Source organism: Afipia carboxidovorans OM5 (genome assembly GCF_000218565.1).
In the GTDB taxonomy this organism is placed as follows: domain Bacteria; phylum Pseudomonadota; class Alphaproteobacteria; order Rhizobiales; family Xanthobacteraceae; genus Afipia; species Afipia carboxidovorans.
The window spans coordinates 64,519-82,393 of the sequence record NC_015689.1; the positions used below are offsets into that span (position 1 = coordinate 64,519).

Annotated in this window: 14 protein-coding genes; 8 read left to right on the forward strand and 6 right to left on the reverse strand. The window is 61.8% G+C overall.

The features are described from left to right. Positions 1–184: 184 nt before the first annotated feature. The 3 genes from OCA5_RS17395 to OCA5_RS17405 are packed head-to-tail and all read right to left on the reverse strand — an operon-like array spanning position 185 to position 3,980. Entirely contained in the window at positions 185–1,639 is a 1,455-nt protein-coding gene (locus OCA5_RS17395; RefSeq protein ID WP_013913763.1) for a nickel-dependent hydrogenase large subunit, read from the reverse strand. Then, positions 1,636–2,646 carry an NADH-quinone oxidoreductase subunit B family protein gene (locus OCA5_RS17400; RefSeq protein ID WP_013913764.1) on the reverse strand — a complete coding sequence of 337 codons (1,011 nt, stop codon included), beginning with the start codon at positions 2,644–2,646 and terminating at the stop codon, positions 1,636–1,638. The genes OCA5_RS17395 and OCA5_RS17400 overlap by 4 nt, the downstream gene beginning before the upstream one ends. Beyond that, positions 2,643–3,980: a sensor histidine kinase gene (locus OCA5_RS17405; protein WP_013913765.1), complete on the reverse strand. Its 1,338-nt coding sequence runs from the start codon at positions 3,978–3,980 to the stop codon at positions 2,643–2,645. Before OCA5_RS17405 ends, OCA5_RS17400 begins: the two co-directional genes overlap by 4 nt. 947 nt (positions 3,981–4,927) lie before the next feature. Between OCA5_RS17405 and hypF the strand changes: the two genes are divergently transcribed. From hypF to OCA5_RS17440, 7 genes are read left to right on the forward strand one after another with little or no spacing between them, the layout of a single operon-like run. Next, on the forward strand, positions 4,928–7,339 hold the full coding sequence (hypF, locus tag OCA5_RS17410) for a carbamoyltransferase HypF (protein WP_013913766.1): 2,412 nt from the start codon (positions 4,928–4,930) through the stop codon (positions 7,337–7,339). Positions 7,340–7,341: 2 nt separating this feature from the next. Then, positions 7,342–7,623: a HypC/HybG/HupF family hydrogenase formation chaperone gene (locus tag OCA5_RS17415; RefSeq protein ID WP_013913767.1), complete on the forward strand. Its 282-nt coding sequence runs from the start codon at positions 7,342–7,344 to the stop codon at positions 7,621–7,623. 9 nt (positions 7,624–7,632) lie between these two features. Continuing rightward, positions 7,633–8,325, forward strand: coding sequence for a D-sedoheptulose-7-phosphate isomerase (locus OCA5_RS17420; protein ID WP_013913768.1), 693 nt, complete (start codon positions 7,633–7,635; stop codon positions 8,323–8,325). Continuing rightward, a complete protein-coding gene (hypD, locus tag OCA5_RS17425; RefSeq protein WP_013913769.1) occupies positions 8,322–9,455 on the forward strand; it encodes a hydrogenase formation protein HypD in 1,134 nt (377 codons plus the stop codon). The genes OCA5_RS17420 and hypD overlap by 4 nt, the downstream gene beginning before the upstream one ends. Then, positions 9,452–10,519: a hydrogenase expression/formation protein HypE gene (gene hypE / locus OCA5_RS17430; protein WP_013913770.1), complete on the forward strand. Its 1,068-nt coding sequence runs from the start codon at positions 9,452–9,454 to the stop codon at positions 10,517–10,519. The genes hypD and hypE overlap by 4 nt, the downstream gene beginning before the upstream one ends. Before the next feature lie 59 nt (positions 10,520–10,578). Next, entirely contained in the window at positions 10,579–11,616 is a 1,038-nt protein-coding gene (gene hypB / locus OCA5_RS17435) for a hydrogenase nickel incorporation protein HypB (RefSeq protein WP_013913771.1), read from the forward strand. Between the two features lie 29 nt (positions 11,617–11,645). Then, positions 11,646–12,344 (forward strand): HoxN/HupN/NixA family nickel/cobalt transporter, encoded by a 699-nt coding sequence (locus tag OCA5_RS17440; protein WP_013913772.1) that lies wholly within the window; start codon positions 11,646–11,648, stop codon positions 12,342–12,344. Between the two features lie 40 nt (positions 12,345–12,384). Here the strand turns inward: OCA5_RS17440 and nikR are convergent, their stop codons facing one another. Next, on the reverse strand, positions 12,385–12,840 hold the full coding sequence (gene nikR, locus OCA5_RS17445; RefSeq protein WP_013913773.1) for a nickel-responsive transcriptional regulator NikR: 456 nt from the start codon (positions 12,838–12,840) through the stop codon (positions 12,385–12,387). 228 nt (positions 12,841–13,068) lie between these two features. Between nikR and OCA5_RS17450 the strand changes: the two genes are divergently transcribed. After that, positions 13,069–15,402, forward strand: coding sequence for a TonB-dependent receptor (locus OCA5_RS17450; RefSeq protein WP_013913774.1), 2,334 nt, complete (start codon positions 13,069–13,071; stop codon positions 15,400–15,402). 44 nt (positions 15,403–15,446) lie between these two features. Here the strand turns inward: OCA5_RS17450 and ccoS are convergent, their stop codons facing one another. Further along, entirely contained in the window at positions 15,447–15,599 is a 153-nt protein-coding gene (ccoS, locus tag OCA5_RS17455; protein WP_009340005.1) for a cbb3-type cytochrome oxidase assembly protein CcoS, read from the reverse strand. Further along, positions 15,599–17,845: a heavy metal translocating P-type ATPase gene (locus OCA5_RS17460; protein ID WP_013913775.1), complete on the reverse strand. Its 2,247-nt coding sequence runs from the start codon at positions 17,843–17,845 to the stop codon at positions 15,599–15,601. The genes ccoS and OCA5_RS17460 overlap by 1 nt, the downstream gene beginning before the upstream one ends. Positions 17,846–17,875 lie beyond the last annotated feature (30 nt).

Consider the following 17,875-nt stretch of genomic DNA (forward strand, 5'->3'; position numbering starts at 1 on the left):
TTGCCTCCCGCAATCCGCAAGGGCAGAGAAGCAAGTGTCTTGCCAAGCGGTTTATCGCTTTAAGATCAACGTATTGATTGAAATTGCGGATGTTGAGCGGCGTCATGCGACTTCCAGACCGAAATCCGGCCTGGAAGTCTGCTTGCCAGTTTCCAGAGAAGTGAAAAGGTCGCGTGTTGGCGGCCTAGTGCACGGTGCACACCATGCAGGGGTCGAAGGAGCGCACGATGTGCTGCACCGACACCGGGGTTTCTTCGCCGTGCCGCACTGGTGCACCGCGCAGCGCCTGTTCGACGGGGCCGGGCGTGCCGGCCTGATCGCGCGGCGAGAAATTCCAGGTTGTCGGGGCGATGATCTGATAGGACGCGATCCGCCCTTTCTCCACGACCAGCCAGTGTCCGAGCGAACCGCGCGCCGCTTCGGTCAGACCCTCGACCTTCGCCGACTGCGGGATGCGGCCGTGAACCATGGCCGGTTCGCCCGGCACGATATCGGCGGCCCATTGCTCCATCGCCAGCACGGTCGATGCGATCTCGAACAAGCGCCCGACGACTCGCGCGCGGACGTTCGCCGCGCCGTCTTGCAGCAAGCCTTGCGCAAGGGGATGATCCGCAATCAGCATGCGCGCGAAAGCGCCGACTTCCACGGTCTGTCCCGCCATGCGCGGTGCCTTGCACCAGCTATAACCGTTCGCCATGGTTTCGTCCGGCAAGGTCCGGCCCTCGAACGGATGTGCGGTCTCGCCGTTCATCCACGCGCTTGTCAGATCTTCTGCGATCAGACCGGTATCGACCGGCATGATCTTGCCGTTCAGCCAGATGCCCGGTGGCAGCAGATGCCGCCCGTCCATCGGATAGGCGCCGTAACTCATGAAGCGTTTCGGGCCGAGGCCCATCGATCCGAGTTCGAGCGTGTCGCAGATCGTCAGGAACAGACGCAGGCTGCCATGCTGCGGTGCTTCGGCATGATAGGCGCGAAGCGATTCGAGGCTGTCGATCGCGAGGATGCGTTCGACCGGCGCGGCGAAGATGCTTTTCTCGATCCAGTCTTTAAACTGACGGATGATGGCGAGCAGCCGGACGCGGTCGCGCTGGTCGGGCGCCTTTGTGGCGCCGCCGGGCTGGACCGAGAGCGTGTGCGGCCATTTTCCCGCAAGCAGCCCCATGATGTGCAGGAGGCTGGCGCGGGCATTCATCGCGTCCTGAACGGATGATCCGTTCTTGGCGCGAAACTGCTCGCTGGCCATGCCGTACCAGGACTCGCCAGCATAAATCGCGCGGGCGAAATCAGCCATGAAGAAGATATGAAAGTGAGTGAGATGATCGGCGATGTTCTCCGCCGCATGAATGATCGCGGCGATGCGTTCGCCGTTGGGCGGCGGCGCGATGCCTTCGGCAGCCGCCAGCGCGTGCGCCGCCGCCATCGACTGCGAGACCGAGCAGATGCCGCAGATGCGCGGAACGATGGTCAAGGCGTCGCGCGGATCTTTCCCCTCGAGAATTTGTTCAAAGCCGCGGAATAGCGGCGAGTTGACATAGGCCGCGCGAACGGCCGAGCCATTGATGTCGAGCCGGATTTCAAGATCGCCTTCGACGCGATTGAAGGGGCCTGCAATGATCCGTCGCGTTTCCTCGTTCATTTGAGGTTCGTGTTGCGGTCGGCTGGCGGCGCGATGATGTGATCTGCTGTCGCGTTCTGACGCAGGCGCGCGGGTGTCGCGGCTTTCGACAATGATGCGAGCGCGATGAACCATGCTTTCGGCATGTCGGTGGGCAGGCCGACCGGAATCCCGCCGACCTTGGGTGTTTCGGTAAACATGCGGCCCGGCTCTTCGAACTCGGGCGCGGTGCAGTTGATGCAGGGATAGCCGCCGCGCGTGCAGGAGCCTTCGCCGTTCCAGGCGCGCGTGTTGCAATCACCGTGCGCCTGCGTGCCGACGCATCCCAGATTTTCCATCATGCAGCCGATCTCGGACAACGATTCGGCGCTGGCCTTGTATTCATAATATTCGTTGCGCGAGCAGCCATGGTGCACGAGGTGGTCGGCGTAAAAGCGAGGCCGCCGCAACGTATCGAGATCGGACAGCGCGAGCGCGTCTTCCGACAGCAGCATGAGCGTCTCGCTGACCCAGTTGGGATGGGTCGGGCATCCGGCGATATTGACGACGGGCAGGCCGCTACGGCTGCGAAAGGCGGCTCCGAGCGCGCCGCCTTCATTGCGCCCGTCATATTGCAGGCCGGTCGCGTCGGTGGGGTTATTGCCTGCGGCGGTGATGCCGCCATAGGTTGCGCAGGTCCCCACGGCGACGACGTAGTTCGCCAGCGGCGCGATCAGGCGCAGCCAGTCCAGCATCGGCCGGTCGGTGCCTGCCAGAATGTGAAACTTGCCGGTTCCGTTCGGGCCGCGCAACACCGAGCCTTCGAAGCAGAGAATGTCGAGCGTGCGTTTGCCCGTAATAATGTCGTTCAGAATATCGACAACTTCCGTGCCGCTTTCTTCGCTGAGCGAGGGATGCCAAAGAAAATCGAGCCCGAAATTTTCCAGCGTCGCGAACAATCCGGGATTTTCCGCGCACATCATCGACATGGTACAGCCGCCGCATCCGCCGGACTGAAGCCAGAGCACGGTGCGGGTGGGGCGTTTCATGGGGTCGCCTCGCTTGTGCCGCACCAACGCAGCGGCAGCCGTATCTCGAACATCGCACCGCCATCCGGTTTGTTCATCGGCATCAAGGAGCCGCCATGCTGCTGGATGATTTTATAGCTAATGGACAAACCAAGGCCAATGCCCTTGCCGACCGGCTTGGTGGTGAAGAAGGGATCGAACATTCGCAGCATGGCTTCCGGTGACATGCCCAGTCCCTGGTCGCCGATTCTCAGAACTGCATAACCGGCCTCTTCGGTGAGGCCGATGTCGATCGCCCCTTCCTTGCGTTCCTCCATGCTGTCGCAGGCATTCTGGATGATGTTCATCAGAACCTGCTGGATGTGACCGCTGCGTCCTTCCACGATCATGCGTTCGGGCGCGGAGATGATCGCACGCAGGCGCGGCTCATGTCCCTTGATGACCCAGGCAAGGGCGGTGCGGGTGATGCCGACAAGATCAAAAGGCTGCGCCTCGCCGTGACCGTGTGCGGAAAAACGGCGCAGTGATTCCACGATGTCGCGCGCGCGCTCGGCGCCTTCGAGTGCACCTGCGATCGCTTCGCGCAGATTGCCGACGGCCTTGTCGATTTTCAACTCGTCGCGCAGACGGATCAATTCGGTGCGCGGCGCACCGGCCTGCACTTGCTGGAAATAGGTTTCGAGGCGTCCGACATAGCGCTCGAGGGCATGCGCGTTACCGTAGACAAAACTGATCGGATTGTTGATCTCATGCGCGACGCCGGACACGAGACGGCCCAGCGAAGCCATCTTCTCCGAATGCACGAGTTGTTCCTGGGCGTGAATAAGTTTCTCGTGTGCGCTGTTGAGCTCGACATAGGCGCGGCGCAATTCGCCGATCGGGCGTCCGATCAGCACGATACCGACGACGCGGCCACGCGAGTCGATACGGGGTGCCGCATGGACGTCGAGGATTTCCGGCGTGTCCTGCGTCTGCAGTGTCAGTTCGAGGCGCTGCGTGCGCATCTTGGTTGCGGCGGCGGTCAGCATCGCGGCGAGTTTGTCGCGATCGTCCTCGGCGAAGAGGTCGGTGACAGGCAGATGCGTCAACGCCTGGCTTGAAATGCCGGTCCGGCGAACCAGGGCGGCATTGGTCTGTATGATCTGGTTTTGCAGATTGCAGGCGATCAGGATGTCGGTCATCGAGCCGAGAACGGATTCGATGAACGCCCTCATGGCCTCAAGATCGGAGTTCTTCTTTTCGAGCTCGACCTGATATTTGAGCAGCTCCGAATACGTCGTGTCCATCTGCCGGATCACGTCGATCCAGGCGGCATCCGAGAAGGCCGGGTTCAGGGTATTCGAAATCTCTCCCATCGCAGAAGTATAGGAAGGCGTTGACCACAGTGCAAAGGGTCGGCGTGTGGACGATGTCTGCTTTCTCTGCGGCGGACTTGACTTGGTCAGTATCATGATTTGGGCAGCATCATGCGCGGGTCCATCCGATGCGCTGCCGCGTTTGCGCCGTTGCCGCGACCATGCGGGTGGCTACGGTTTCGCGCACATGTCGGGGCGAACGTAACGCTGATGCGGCGGAAGGATAGCGAAGCCGGGACGATTGGTGCTGGAAGCGGTCTATCCATTGATGGACGGCCGTTATCACGCTGAAGCGTCCTTTTTCCCGCATTCGCCACCTTCATCAAAGGGATCGGGTTAAAACGGGGGGGGCAAACCGGAAGATTCGAGGCCGAAACTGGAAGATTTGTTTCCAGATTGGAATTTGGATTTACATTAGAATAAAGAAAAACAGATGTTAACGCTTGCCCCGATATGAGGTAAGTATTTGTTAATAAAACAGAATAGCTTGGCGCGGCGGCGATGGCACATCACTTGCTTAGCTCTTCCCAAGGGGCCGCTGAACGATGTCCCGGTACAACATGTTTGGAGGAAGCGTGTGTCCCATTATTTCCGCGGTCGATGCGGTGCATCTCCGTCTATCGATTTGATTCCGTGATCGCCGCGTGTGCCGATGCTGATCCGGCCCCCGTCAGATGTCTTCACCAAGTGGCCCTGCAAAGGCGTCCGCGCGACCTTGCTCGCCGTGCCGCGTGATCGCACTGCGGAGGCGATCGATTGTTTGCGTTACGGTCATTTGGATGCGGGCCTCGCTCGGCGATCGACGATCCGATTCTGTGAAAAAATGACATGTCGCGAGGATCGCGCCCGAGTGAGTTTGCCTCAATGATTTCTATCGTGCGGCATGGCGTTCTGGTTGCGGTGGCGATTGCCTCTCGTGCGAGAGATTGCGCATCGAGGGCCGAGCCATGAAAAGGTCGGCCGTTCGCCCAGCCGAAGCGGTCCAGACGGTCGAGGTGCGGGTGCGCGGCCGTGTGCAGGGCGTCGGCTTTCGTCCCACGGTATGGCGGTTGGCGCAGGACCATGGCCTTGACGGCGACGTGTGCAACGACGGTGAAGGCGTCTTGATCCGGTTGCGTGGCGAGAGTGCGCTGATCGGGCATCTGGTCGCCGAATTGCGGACTAATCCGCCGCCGCTTGCGCAGATTGCGAACATCGAAATTTCGCCGTGTGCCGAAGCGCTCGATGCCGGTTTCCGGATCGCGCCGAGCTTGTCGGGTGTGCCGCGCACCGAGATTGCGCCGGATGCCGCGATATGCCCGGCTTGCGCCGCGGAAATTTCCGATCCGCGCGCGCGCCGCTATCGCTATCCGTTCACGAATTGCACCCATTGTGGGCCGCGCCTGACCATCGTGCGCAACGTGCCTTATGATCGTGACGCCACCACAATGGCGGCATTTCCGATGTGCGATGATTGCGCAGCCGAATATGCCGATCCAGCGGACCGACGGTTTCACGCCGAGCCGATTGCCTGTCCGGCCTGTGGTCCGCAGCTGCGTCTCGTGCGCTTCGATGGCGGTGCTGTTCCGCGTTTCCCTGATGCCGTGGACGACATCGCCGCCGCCGCGCTGCTGATCGCATGCGGCGAGATCGTCGCGATCAAGGCGCTCGGTGGTTATCAGCTCGCCTGCGATGCGACCGATCCCGATGCGGTGGCGCGGTTGCGCGGCCTCAAGCGCCGCGAGGCGAAACCATTCGCGCTGATGGCGCGCGATCTCGATATGGTCCGGCGCTATTGCTCGGTCGATGCGCAGGAGGAGGCGGTGCTACTCTCGCGGGAGGCGCCGATCGTCCTGCTTGAATCGTCAGGGCGGGAGAAGCTGCCGGAGACGATTGCCCCGGGGCAGCGGATGTTGGGCTTCATGCTGCCTTCGACGCCGCTGCACGTCGTCTTATTCCAATCGCTCGACAGGCCGGTGGTGATGACGAGCGGAAATGTCTCCGACATGCCGCAGGTGACCGATGATGCGGAGGCCGTGGCCCTGCTTGCCGGCATTGCGCCTTATGCACTGGTGCATGATCGCATCATTGCCAATCGCGTGGATGATTCGGTTGTTCGCGTGATGGGGAGTGATATCCGGATTTTGCGCCGCGCGCGCGGTTATGCCCCGGCCGCGCGGGCGCTGCCTCCCGGTTTCGAGGCGGCGCCAGAACTTCTCGCCTTCGGTCCGGAAATGAAGGCGACCTTCTGCCTGTTGACCGAAGGCCGCGCCGTGCTGTCTCAGCATCAAGGCAATCTTGAAGACGCGGCGACCTATGACGACTATCGCCGTAACCTCGCGCTCTATCGCGACCTGTTCGCGCATCGCCCGGATGCGCTCGCCTGCGATAGACATCCCGATTATCTCTCGACAAAGCTCGCGCGTGAGCATGCCCGCGACGACGCTCTGCCTCTGGTCGAGGTGCAGCATCATCATGCCCATCTCGCAAGTTGCCTCGCCGACAATGGTTGCGCGCGCGAAGCGCCGCCGGTACTTGGCATCGTGCTTGATGGCCTTGGCTATGGAGACGATGGCCAGATTTGGGGTGGCGAATTCCTGCTTGGCGGTTACGGTTCGGTCGCGCGCCTTGGCTGCTTTCCGTCTGTCGCGATGCCGGGCGGGGCGCGCGCCTCGCGCGAGCCGTGGCGCAATCTCTATGCGCATCTCGTCACGGCCATCGGTTGGCGCGAATGCATCGCTGAATTTCCCGAACTTCCTGCCATTCAAAGGCTGGCGTCGAAGCCCTGCACAACGCTCGACGCAATGATGAGAAGCGGTACGAATGCGCCGGTCGCCTCGTCATGCGGTCGTCTGTTCGATGCGGTGGCGGCCGCGCTTGGCCTCTCCTTTGCGCGTCAGGCCTATGAGGGCGAGGCGGCCTCGTTGCTTGAGAGCCATGTCTGTCGCGAGACGTTACATGATGAGCCTTTGGCGCTTGCCTATCGGTTCGGACTGATCGCGCAAACGCAAAAGCCCGCGACCTTCGATCTCGCGCCGATGTGGCGTTCGCTGCTTGCGGACCTTGCCGGCGGCGTCGGCATTCCGGTCATGGCGGCCCGCTTTCATAAGGGGCTGGCGGTTGCGTTGGCGGACATGGCGGTGATGCTGGCGCGGCGGGAGGCTGGCACCGCGTCATTCGACACTGTCGCGTTGTCGGGCGGCTGCTTTCAGAATTTCATTTTGTTCGAGGAGACCGCGCGGAATCTGAAGGAGCGCGGCTTTAGCGTGCTCTCTCATAGCGCGGTTCCTGCCAATGACGGCGGCATTGCTCTTGGCCAGGCGGTCGTCGCGGCTGCGCGGATGATCGAGGCTGGCACGGACCGGCGGAAAGGAAATTAATTATGTGCCACGGAATTCCCGGTCAGATTGTCAGGATCGACGATGCCGAGAGCAAGCTTGCGACCGTCGATGTCAGCGGCGTCAAGCGTCAGATCAACATCGCCTGCATCGTCAGCGACGAACACCCGGTGGAATCCTGTGTCGGCGACTGGGTGCTGGTCCATGTCGGCTTCGCCATGAGCAGGATCGATGAACAGCAGGCGGCCGAAACGCTGAAAATTCTGATCGAACTGGGTGAAGCGCAAGCCGAACTCGAAGCGATTACGACATTGTCTGTGCATTAGGAGGACGCCATGTCGAAGCAGAGTGAACTCAAGGGGCTCTATCCTTTCCTGCACGGAGGCACTCAGGACCCGGCGAAGATGCAGGCGGCGCTGTTGCACTCGGTAAAAGAGAAATCCGCGGACTCCCGCGAGACCAGCGCACGTTTTTTCGGCGAGCAGGCTGAATTGCTGGTGGGGGCTGCGAAGGCATTGGCCGGTGTTTACCGCCAGAATGGCAGGCTGTTCACCATGGGAAACGGCGGATCGAGCTGCGACGCGAGTCACGTCGCCGTCGAATTCGTTCATCCCGTGACGGCTGGGCGCCCGGCGCTGCCTGCGACGAATCTTGTCGCGGACCTCGCGATGATTTCAGCGGTCGGCAACGATCTTGGCTTCGACCATGTGTTTGTCCGCCAGTTGATCGGGCAGGGACGCAAGGGCGATGGATTGATCGGGATTTCGACCAGCGGAAATTCGCAAAATCTGGTCGCGGCTTTCGTCAAGGCAAAGGAGATGGGCATCGTCACCATGGGTCTCACCGGTGGCGATGGTGGCCGGATGAAGACTTGTGGCGCGGTGGATTACTGCCTCGTCGTTCCATCCACCTCGATCCATCGCATCCAGGAATGCCACGTCGCCGCATATCACATTCTCTGGGATCTTGTTCACACGCTTCTTGCCGATGAGCGCGGCTCGGCGGCAGGAAAGGGAGCGGCACAATGAAATTCGCCCACGAGTTTCGCGATGCGGAGAAGGCGAGGATCCTGATCCGTGAAATCGAAAAATTGGCCGACGAGATCGAGATCACGCGAACGCGGCCGATCAACATCATGGAAGTCTGCGGTGGGCACACCCATTCGATCTTCCGTTACGGCATTGAAACGATGCTGCCGAAAACCATCGAACTGATTCATGGCCCGGGTTGTCCGGTCTGCGTATTGCCGATGGGGCGCGTGGATGATTGCGTGGTTATCGCAGAGAATCCCGGCGTGATCTTCACTACTTTTGGCGACGCGATGCGCGTGCCTGGCTCAAAGAAGAGTCTTCTGCAGGCCAAGGCCGAGGGCGCCGACGTGCGCATGGTCTATTCGCCGATGGACGCGCTGCAACTCGCCCGGAAAAATCCGGACAATGAGGTGGTGTTTTTCGCGCTTGGCTTCGAGACCACGATGCCGTCCACCGCGCTGACGCTGCTGCAAGCCCAGGCGGAGAACATCAAAAACTTTTCGGTGTTCTGCAATCACATCACCATTGTGCCGACGATCAAGGCCGTACTCGACAGTCCGGACCTGCATCTCGACGGTTTTCTCGGGCCAGGCCACGTTTCCATGGTGGTCGGAACGGCGCCTTATGATTTTGTCGCGGATTTCTACAGCCGTCCGGTCGTGGTGGCCGGATTCGAGCCGCTGGATATTCTTCAGTCGATCTGGATGCTGCTCAAGCAGATTCAGGACGGCCGCGCGGAAGTCGAGAACCAGTATACGCGCATCGTGCCGGAAGACGGCAACGATCCCGCGCTGGCGGCGATCGGCAAAGTCTACGAACTGCGTGAATTTTTCGAGTGGCGCGGCCTTGGGTCGATAGATCATTCCGGCGTGAAGATTCGCGATGCTTACGCCGATTTCGACGCTGAGCGGAAGTTCGACATTCCCAATGCGAAGATTGCCGATCCCAAATCGTGCCAATGCGGCGAGGTGCTCAAGGGCGTGCTCAAGCCGTGGCAATGCAAGGTGTTCGGAACCACCTGCACGCCTGCGACACCGCTTGGCGCGCTGATGGTATCCCCCGAGGGAGCCTGCGCCGCTTATTATCAATATGGCGGCATCACCCGACAGAAAACAGGTGCGGCATGAACGTCGTCCAGCTTCCGCCGCGTCGCAAGCTTGGCAAGATTCATGTGCCGACCGTGACGCTCGCCCATGGCGGCGGCGGCAAGGCGATGAAGGATCTGATCGACGATGTCTTTATATCCGCTTTTGCAGGCGCCTCCGCGCCAGCACTGGAGGATCAGGCGCGGTTCGACCTCGCCGCATTGGCGGTGCATGGCGATCGTCTCGCTTTCACGACCGATTCATTCGTGATCGATCCGCTGGAATTTCCAGGCGGCGACATCGGCAAGCTCGCGGTTTGCGGAACGGTGAACGACCTCGCGGTGGGCGGTGCGAAGCCCCTTTATCTCTCATGCGCCGTCATTGTCGAAGAGGGCGTGTCGCTCGATATGCTGCGCCGCCTTGCGCTGTCGATGGCGAAGACTGCGACGGACGCAGGCGTCGGCATCGTTACGGGTGACACCAAGGTTGTTCCGCGTGGTGCTGCCGATAAATTGTTTATCACCACGACAGGCATCGGCGTCATTCCGAAAGGGCGGGATATCAGCGTGTCGCGAGCGCAACCTGGTGACGGGGTTCTCGTCAATGGCTGGCTCGGCGATCATGGTGCGGCGATTCTGGCTGCGCGCGGAGATCTCGCCCTCGATGCGGACATCCAAAGCGATTGCGCGCCGCTGCATGGCCTGATCGAGGCGCTGCTCTGTGCCGCGCCGGGCACCCGTTTTATTCGGGACGCGACCCGTGGGGGTCTTGCGACCGTTTTGAATGAGGTGGCGGAGGCTTCGAATGTATCGATCCTGATCGCGGAAGATCAGACGCCGCTGCGGCCGGAAGTGTGTGGCGTTTGCGAAATTCTCGGGCTCGATCCGCTCTATCTCGCCAATGAAGGCAAGATTGTCATCGTGGTGCCACCGGACGAAATTCCGGCGGCGCTTGCGGCGATGCGCGTCCATCCGCTCGGAGAGAAGGCTGCGCTGATCGGCCATATCGGAGATGGCGAGGCCGGCCGCGTGGTCATGAAAACAGTATTCGGCGGCAGCCGTATCGTCGACATGCTGGTCGGCGAACAATTGCCGCGCATCTGTTGAGCGCGCTGGCATGGAAAAATGGAAATGATGAGCGAAGTGTTCAAGCAGGAGATGGTCTGATGTGCGGGCATTGCGGATGCAGCAGCGAGACAAAAGCCACCGTGCTTGATTTGCAGACAGGCACGGAAACAATCGTCGCGCAGGATGTTCACAACCATGCGCACGAGCACGTTCATGCCGACGGCACGCGGCATAGTCATGACCATGGTCACGATCATCATCATGATCACAGCCATCATCATGACCACGACCACCACCATGATCATAATGGTCATCACCACCACCATCACCACGATCACGATCATGATCATGACGGACACGATCATGTGCATGCCGATGGCACGCGCCACAGCCACGGCCATCATCATGGCCACGATCACGCCCACAGTCACCATCATGACCATGGCTCTCATGTGCAGCCCGCGGAAATCGAGGAGCTGGAAGCGCGGGTGCTGGCCAAGAACGATGCGCTGGCGGCACGCAATCGTGCATGGCTGGCGGGCCGTGAAATCCTTGCGGTCAATATCGTCAGTTCACCCGGCGCGGGGAAGACCACACTGCTTGAACGCACTATTTCCGATCTGAAGAATGAAAACACTCTTTATGTAATCGAGGGAGACCAGGCGACGGCGAATGACGGCGAGCGCATTCGCGCTGCGGGTGCCGCAGCCGTGCAGGTGAATACCGGCATGGGTTGCCATCTCGAAGCAGATATGGTGGCGCAGGGCCTTGCTGCATTAAAGCCTCCGGTCGGCGCGACAGTGCTGATCGAGAATGTCGGCAACCTCGTCTGCCCAGCGCTGTTCGATCTTGGCGAACGCGCCAAAGTTGTCGTGCTGTCGGTTGCAGAAGGCGAGGACAAGCCGTTGAAATATCCGCACATGTTCCGCGCCGCGCGGATGATGCTGTTGAGCAAGTCCGACCTTCTACCGCACCTCGATTTCGACGTGGCCAAGGCCGTCGCTAACGCGCGTAAGGTCAATCCGGACATCGCCGTGCTGCAAGTCTCTTCGCGCAACGGCGAGGGCATGGCCGAGTGGTACGAATGGCTGCGGACGCAGGCCACCGAGGCGCGCGCCGACGCCGCCATTCTCTGAGCCGAAGTCTGGCAGGTTGTGGGGGACGGATGTTCGGGATTATGGGGCTTGGATTTTTGCTCGGGATGCATCACGCGCTCGAGGCCGATCATATCGCGGCGGTGTCGAGCATCGCGGCGCGGCGCTCCAGCGTGCGCGAGATCGTCAAGCACGGCCTGACCTGGGGGCTTGGCCATACCCTCACGCTGTTTTTGTTCGCCGGCGCCGCGCTGCTGCTTGGCCAGATGATCCCGGAGCATCTTGCCGAGCGGCTGGAATTTGCTGTCGGGATAATGCTGGTCATTCTCGGCGGCTACGTGCTCTGGCAACTCTGGCGCGACCGCGTTCATTTCCATTCCCATGCGCATGACGGGGCGTCACATTTCCATGCGCATAGCCATCGTGACGATGCGGTGCCGCACCAGCGCAGCACGCACGATCACGGCCACGGCTTCCGCTGGCGGACGCTGCTGGTCGGTCTCGTCCACGGCATGGCAGGCTCGGCGGCGCTGCTGGTGATCGCGGTGTCGCAGGTCGCAAGTCCGGCTTACGGTTTGCTCTATCTCGTTCTGTTCGGCGTCGGCTCGATGATCGGCATGGGGGTGCTGTCGGCAGTGATCGCGGTGCCGCTCGCGGTGTCGGCGCGGTCGCTGACCTGGGCGAACCGTGGCCTTCAATTGGTCGTCGGCATTGTCACGGTCGGGATTGGCGCAACCACGATTTATGAGACGGTGCTTGCCCATGTTTGACGCGCACCGCAAACATCGTCTGGGCGAACGCGGTGCAGCGTCAGTCGTGCGAGTGGGAATGCCCGTGCCCGTGCGAGCCATGCCGGTTGCCCGCGGGCTTCGCCGGGATCATCACGACGCGGCCGTAGCGCACGCCGCGTTCGGCGATGACGTGTTCGGCAAGATGTTGCACTTGCGCCGTCGGGCCTCTCAGCGCCGTCACCTCCATGCACATGTCGTCGTCGAGGTGGACGTGGAGCGTCGCGAGCGACAGGTCGTGATGGCCGTGAAAACTTTCCACCAGCCGCTTCGACAGTTCGCGCGCTGCATGATCGTAGACATAAACCAGTGCGGCGACGCAATTCTCGCTGCGTCCGGCATCGCGCCGCGATTGCTGAATTCCGGCGCGCACGAAATCGCGGATGGCTTCGGAGCGGTTCTGATAGCCGTTGGTCGTGATCATGCGATCCACCTCATCAAGAAGGTCGTCGTCGAGAGTGATCGTGATCCGCTCCATTTTTTTCTCCAAGAGTATGATGATTTTAGATTTTTTTCATATCGCAGAAATCGCACAGAGGTCGCCGCACGCAACGCCGAGGCGGATTATACGCGACAGCATGTCCAGCGTCTCTCTGTAAGAGAAACCAAAAAGGGGGAGGGCTGAATGTCAGCAACATCAAATAAAGCAGCGCATGTATCTCCAGAAGCATTTTTAGGAGCGCGACAGAACACCGGACCGCGATTGATGACGTCGCGATTTGTACCGCTGGCAGCCACCGCGTTCCTGCTAGCGGATATGTATCCGGCGTCGGCGCATCCTCATACGCCGAGAGAGCCATCGGCGTTGCCCGAGATCGAGATCATGCCTGCGCCGCACACTCATCGGAAAAAGAAGCGCCCCCAGCATTCGGAACGCACCACCGCGCGTCGTGCCGTGCCTGCGCGCGACCCGGCCCACAAGCCCGTCCCCGTGGACACCGCGTTCTCCGGAGCGCCGAACGTCGCGGGCGGCTCCGCATCGGCGCCGTCGATGGCGAGCGAGATGACGGTGTCCGGCAAGGAGATCAATGACCGTCCGGTGACGCGGCCCGGTGAAGTGCTGGAAGCAGCGCCCGGCCTGATCGTCACCCAGCACAGCGGCGAGGGGAAGGCCAACCAGTACTTCCTGCGCGGCTACAATCTCGATCATGGTACCGACATGGCGATCACGGTCGATGACATGCCGGTGAACATGCGCACCCACGGGCACGGGCAGGGCTATGCCGACCTCAATTTTCTGATGCCGGAAACGGTCAACAGCATGCGCGTCCGCAAGGGGCCGTATTATGCCGACGAGGGGGACTTCAGTTCGGCGGGCGCCTTGAATCTCGATCTGATCGACCGCGTCAATCGCGGCCTCGCGGAAATGACGTTCGGCAGCTTCGGCTACAAGCGCGCGTTCGTCATGAATTCCGTCAAGCTCGGCGAAGGCAATCTGCTGTTCGCCGGAGAAGCGAACATTTACAACGGGCCGTGGAGCAATCCGGACGAGGTGCGCAAGCTCAATGGCATGGTCCGCTATTCGCAGGGCACCGCGACCGATGGCTTTTCCGCGACGGCGATGGCTTACGGCAACCGCTGGAATTCGACGGACCAGATCCCGCTGCGCGCCATCACCAGCGGGCTGCTGGGGCGTTTCGATGCGGAAGATCCCAGCGACGGAGGCCGCGCCAATCGCTTCTCGCTCTCGACGCGCGTGGCGCAGACCGACGACCTCGGCTCGTGGAAGGCCAACGCTTACGTTATCAAGAGTGGTCTCGATCTCTTCAACAATTTTACCTATTACCTCAGTGATCCGACGCTGGGCGATCAATTCCATCAGCATGACGATCGCGTGGTGGCCGGTGGCGCGGTGTCGCGCACCTTTGTCGGCAGCTTTGCCGGCTTGCCATCCGAAACCACCATCGGATTGCAGACGCGCTATGACGACATCAACGTCGCGCTGACCACGACCTATCAACGTAATTTCCTCGCCAATACCCGCAGCGACAAGGTGAAGGAAACAAGCGTCGCGGCCTATATCCAGAACACCGTGCGCTGGACGGACTGGTTCCGCACCACGCTCGGCTGGCGCGGCGATTACTACACCACCACGGTGAACTCCCTGTTTGATACCAATAATTCCGGCAAGGCCAGTGCCACGATGGGCAGCCCGAAATTCAGCATGACGTTTGGGCCGTTCTACAAGACCGAACTGTTCGTCGGAGCCGGCATGGGCATGCACAGCAACGACGCGCGCGGCAGCACCATTCGCGAAGTGCCTGTCGATCGTGTTCAGGACCCGAACGCGGCATCCGATCCGGTCGGTGCGTCGCCGCTGCTTGTGCGCACCAAAGGTGCGGAGGTGGGGCTGCGTACACGGCTCATTCCAGGCCTCGATTCCACCTTCAGCCTGTTCATGCTGGATCAGGCTTCGGAGATCGTGTTCGTGGGTGACGGCGGCGATACGGAAGCGAGCCGCGCGAGCCGCCGCTACGGCATCGAGTGGACCAACAGATACAAACCGCTGAAGTGGCTGACGCTGGATACCGACGTGGCGTGGTCGCACGCCCGGTTTGTCGGATTCAACCAGGATCAGGCGGATGCCTACGCCGAACTTGCGGGGTATCCGGAAGCCCAGATCGGCAATGCGCCCGGCAATTATGTCCCCGGCGCGCCGACGCTGATCGCGTCCGCGGGCATCACGATCGGCGAAGCAACAGGGTGGTTCACCGGATTGCGCTGGCGCTATCTCGGCGAGCGGCCGTTGACCGAAGACAATGTCTTCCGCTCGCCCGCCACCAGCGTGTTCAACGGACGGATCGGCTATCGCTTCGAGAACGGCTGGCGCATCCAGCTCGATGCGATCAACCTGTTCGACGCAAAGGCGGACCAGATCACCTATGCCTATGGGTCGCTGCTGAAGACCGACAACCTGTACGCGATGTGCGGCTCTGGTTCGCCGCCGCCGTCTGCGGTTTGTGGCACGGGCGTCATGGATCGTGTGTTGCACCCGATCGAACCGCTGGCGATCCGCTTGACGCTCGCCGGACGGTTCTGAAGGATTTCGTAACACAGATCTCGACGGCAACAGGATGTGTCGCTTTAAAGCGGCACATCCTTATCATCGAGCAGGATGCGCTCGGCCGCGCCGTTGAGGTCGTCATATTGTCCATTGCCAAGCGCCCACATGAAGGCGCCGAGGCCGGCAAGCCCGAGCAGCAGCGCGACAGGGACGAGAAACAGAAAATCATCCATCACGCATGCTCCACGATATTTAATGGAACGGGCTTTGTTGGAGCAGTCTCGGTTGTGCCGCGGCCGCCAAGCCGGAGCGCGTTGGCGATGACGATGATCGATGACGATGACATCGCGATCGCGGCGACCAGCGGGGTCACATATCCCATGATCGCGACCGGCACCGCGATCAGATTATAGCCGACAGCAAGGCTCAGGTTCTCGCGGACGAGCCTTGCCGCCGCGCGCGCGATGCCGATGGCGCGCGGCACGGCGTCGAGATTTTCGTGCAGGAACACAAGATCGGCGGCGTTGCGGCCGATGTCGGCGGCGGTCGCGGGCGCCATCGACGCGTGAGCGGCGGCGAGCGCGGGCGCGTCGTTTAGCCCGTCGCCGACCATCAACACCTTACGGCCGCTGGTCTCGATGTCGCGGATATGCGCCACTTTGCCAGCGGGCCGCATCCCGGCGGAATAGCGAAGACCAAGCGTGTCGGCGATCCGGCTGACTGCTTCGTCGTGGTCGCCTGACAGAATCTCGATCTCGAAATTCTGCTTCAAAGTGGCAAGCGCGGTCGATGTGCCCTCGCGCAGGCGGTCCTCGAACTGGAATCGCGCGAGCGGCGCGCCGTTTTCCGCGAGCACAAGTCCGTCGTCGCCATCGGCGGCATGGGAGAGCGCCCATCCGGCGCGGCCGAGGCGGTAGCAATGCGGGCCGATGCGCGCTTCCAGCCCGCAACCCGGATGTTCGGTGACCGCACCCGGCTGGAAGGGCTGAACGAAATTGACGGGATAAGCCGCTTCGATAGCGCGCGAATAGGGGTGTCGGGAATGAACCGCGATGGCGGCGGCGAGCTTCAATGAATCCGGATCGATCGAGGCGGGGTCGATCAGGCGCGGTATTCCGGAGGTCAGCGTGCCGGTCTTGTCGAACACGATGGCGTCGATTTCCGCGAGCCGCTCCAGCGCGCCGCCGTCCTTGAGCAGGATTCCGTTCTCGAACAGGCGGCGGGCGGCCATCACCTGCACCATCGGCACGGCAAGACCGAGCGCGCACGGGCAGGTGATGATCAGCACGGCAATTGCAATGGTGACGGCGCGGTGGATGTCGCCGGTGGCGATCATCCAGCCGACGAAAGTGAGAAACGCGGTGGCGTGCACCACCGGGGCATAAAGTTGCGAGGCGCGGTCGGCGATCCGGCGATAATGCGAGCGGCCCATCTCGGCGGCTTCCATTAAACGGACCATGTCGGCGAGCGTTGAATCTTTCGCGGCTGCGGTGGCGACCAGCGTCAGTGGTCCCGTGAGGTTCAGCACGCCCGCCTGCAAGGGCATGCCCGGCGCGGCTGCCACGGGCGTGCTCTCGCCGCTCAGCAATGCGCTGTCGATGTCGGAGTGACCCGCAAGAACGTTTGCATCGACCGGTACGCGCTCGCCCGCAGCAAGCAGGATCGTCATGCCTACTGCGATTTCGTTGACGGGCATGTACATGCGGCTGCCGTCCGGTTGCAGCACGAGCGCGCCGCGCGCCGCGAGATTGGCGAGGCCCTTGACGGCGGTGCGGGCTTTTTCTCGCATCAGATGGTCGAGCGTGCGGCCGATCAGGAGGAAGAACAGCAATGTGACGGAGGCATCGAAGTAGGCATGCGGGCCGTGGGTCGCGGTCTCGTAGATGCTCATGCCGAAGGCGAGCAGCACGCCGATCGAGATCGGCACATCCATGTTGGTGCGGCCATGGCGCAGGGCGCGCCATGCCGAGCGGAAGAACACGCGGCCCGAATAGGCAAGGGTGGGGAGGGCGATCGCGGCGGAGATCGCGTGGAACAGGTCGCGGGTCGCGCTATCCGCGCCGGACCAGACCGACACCGACAGCAGCATGATGTTGCTCGCGGCGAACCCCGCGACCGCGAGCGCGCGGATCAGTTCGCTGAATCCGGTGTCCTTGACCTCCGCGCCCGCGTCGTAGACATGCGCCTCGTAACCGGCATGGCGCAATGTCTCGATGAAGGGCGGCGGCGCGCCATCGCGCCAGCGGATGGTGGCGCGCCTGGTCGAGAGGTTGACGCGCGCGGCCTCGACGCCGGGCAGCGCGGCAAGCGCGGTCTCGACGTTGCGGATGCATGCGCCGCAATGAATGGACGGCACCGAGAGATCAGTCTGGCGGAGGCCGTCGCCGACGACCCGGCTGGCGAGCAGGATTTCGCCGTCCTTGTTGATGTCGTTCGCGACGGTCAGCGCGATGCCTCCGGCGGAGGTGCAACACGTCATCGGCTTCTCCAATTTCCCTTCGCGGCGACT

Coding starts and splice junctions, on each gene's coding strand:
- OCA5_RS17440 (WP_013913772.1), top strand. CDS start 11,646: ATGTTCGGGATTATGGGGCTTGGATTTTTGCTCGGGATGCATCACGCG.
- OCA5_RS17400 (WP_013913764.1), bottom strand. CDS start 2,646: ATGAAACGCCCCACCCGCACCGTGCTCTGGCTTCAGTCCGGCGGATGC.
- nikR (WP_013913773.1), bottom strand. CDS start 12,840: ATGGAGCGGATCACGATCACTCTCGACGACGACCTTCTTGATGAGGTG.
- OCA5_RS17415 (WP_013913767.1), top strand. CDS start 7,342: ATGTGCCACGGAATTCCCGGTCAGATTGTCAGGATCGACGATGCCGAG.
- hypE (WP_013913770.1), top strand. CDS start 9,452: ATGAACGTCGTCCAGCTTCCGCCGCGTCGCAAGCTTGGCAAGATTCAT.
- OCA5_RS17395 (WP_013913763.1), bottom strand. CDS start 1,639: ATGAACGAGGAAACGCGACGGATCATTGCAGGCCCCTTCAATCGCGTC.
- hypF (WP_013913766.1), top strand. CDS start 4,928: ATGAAAAGGTCGGCCGTTCGCCCAGCCGAAGCGGTCCAGACGGTCGAG.
- hypD (WP_013913769.1), top strand. CDS start 8,322: ATGAAATTCGCCCACGAGTTTCGCGATGCGGAGAAGGCGAGGATCCTG.
- OCA5_RS17420 (WP_013913768.1), top strand. CDS start 7,633: ATGTCGAAGCAGAGTGAACTCAAGGGGCTCTATCCTTTCCTGCACGGA.
- OCA5_RS17405 (WP_013913765.1), bottom strand. CDS start 3,980: ATGGGAGAGATTTCGAATACCCTGAACCCGGCCTTCTCGGATGCCGCC.
- ccoS (WP_009340005.1), bottom strand. CDS start 15,599: ATGGATGATTTTCTGTTTCTCGTCCCTGTCGCGCTGCTGCTCGGGCTT.
- hypB (WP_013913771.1), top strand. CDS start 10,579: ATGTGCGGGCATTGCGGATGCAGCAGCGAGACAAAAGCCACCGTGCTT.
- OCA5_RS17460 (WP_013913775.1), bottom strand. CDS start 17,845: ATGACGTGTTGCACCTCCGCCGGAGGCATCGCGCTGACCGTCGCGAAC.
- OCA5_RS17450 (WP_013913774.1), top strand. CDS start 13,069: ATGACGTCGCGATTTGTACCGCTGGCAGCCACCGCGTTCCTGCTAGCG.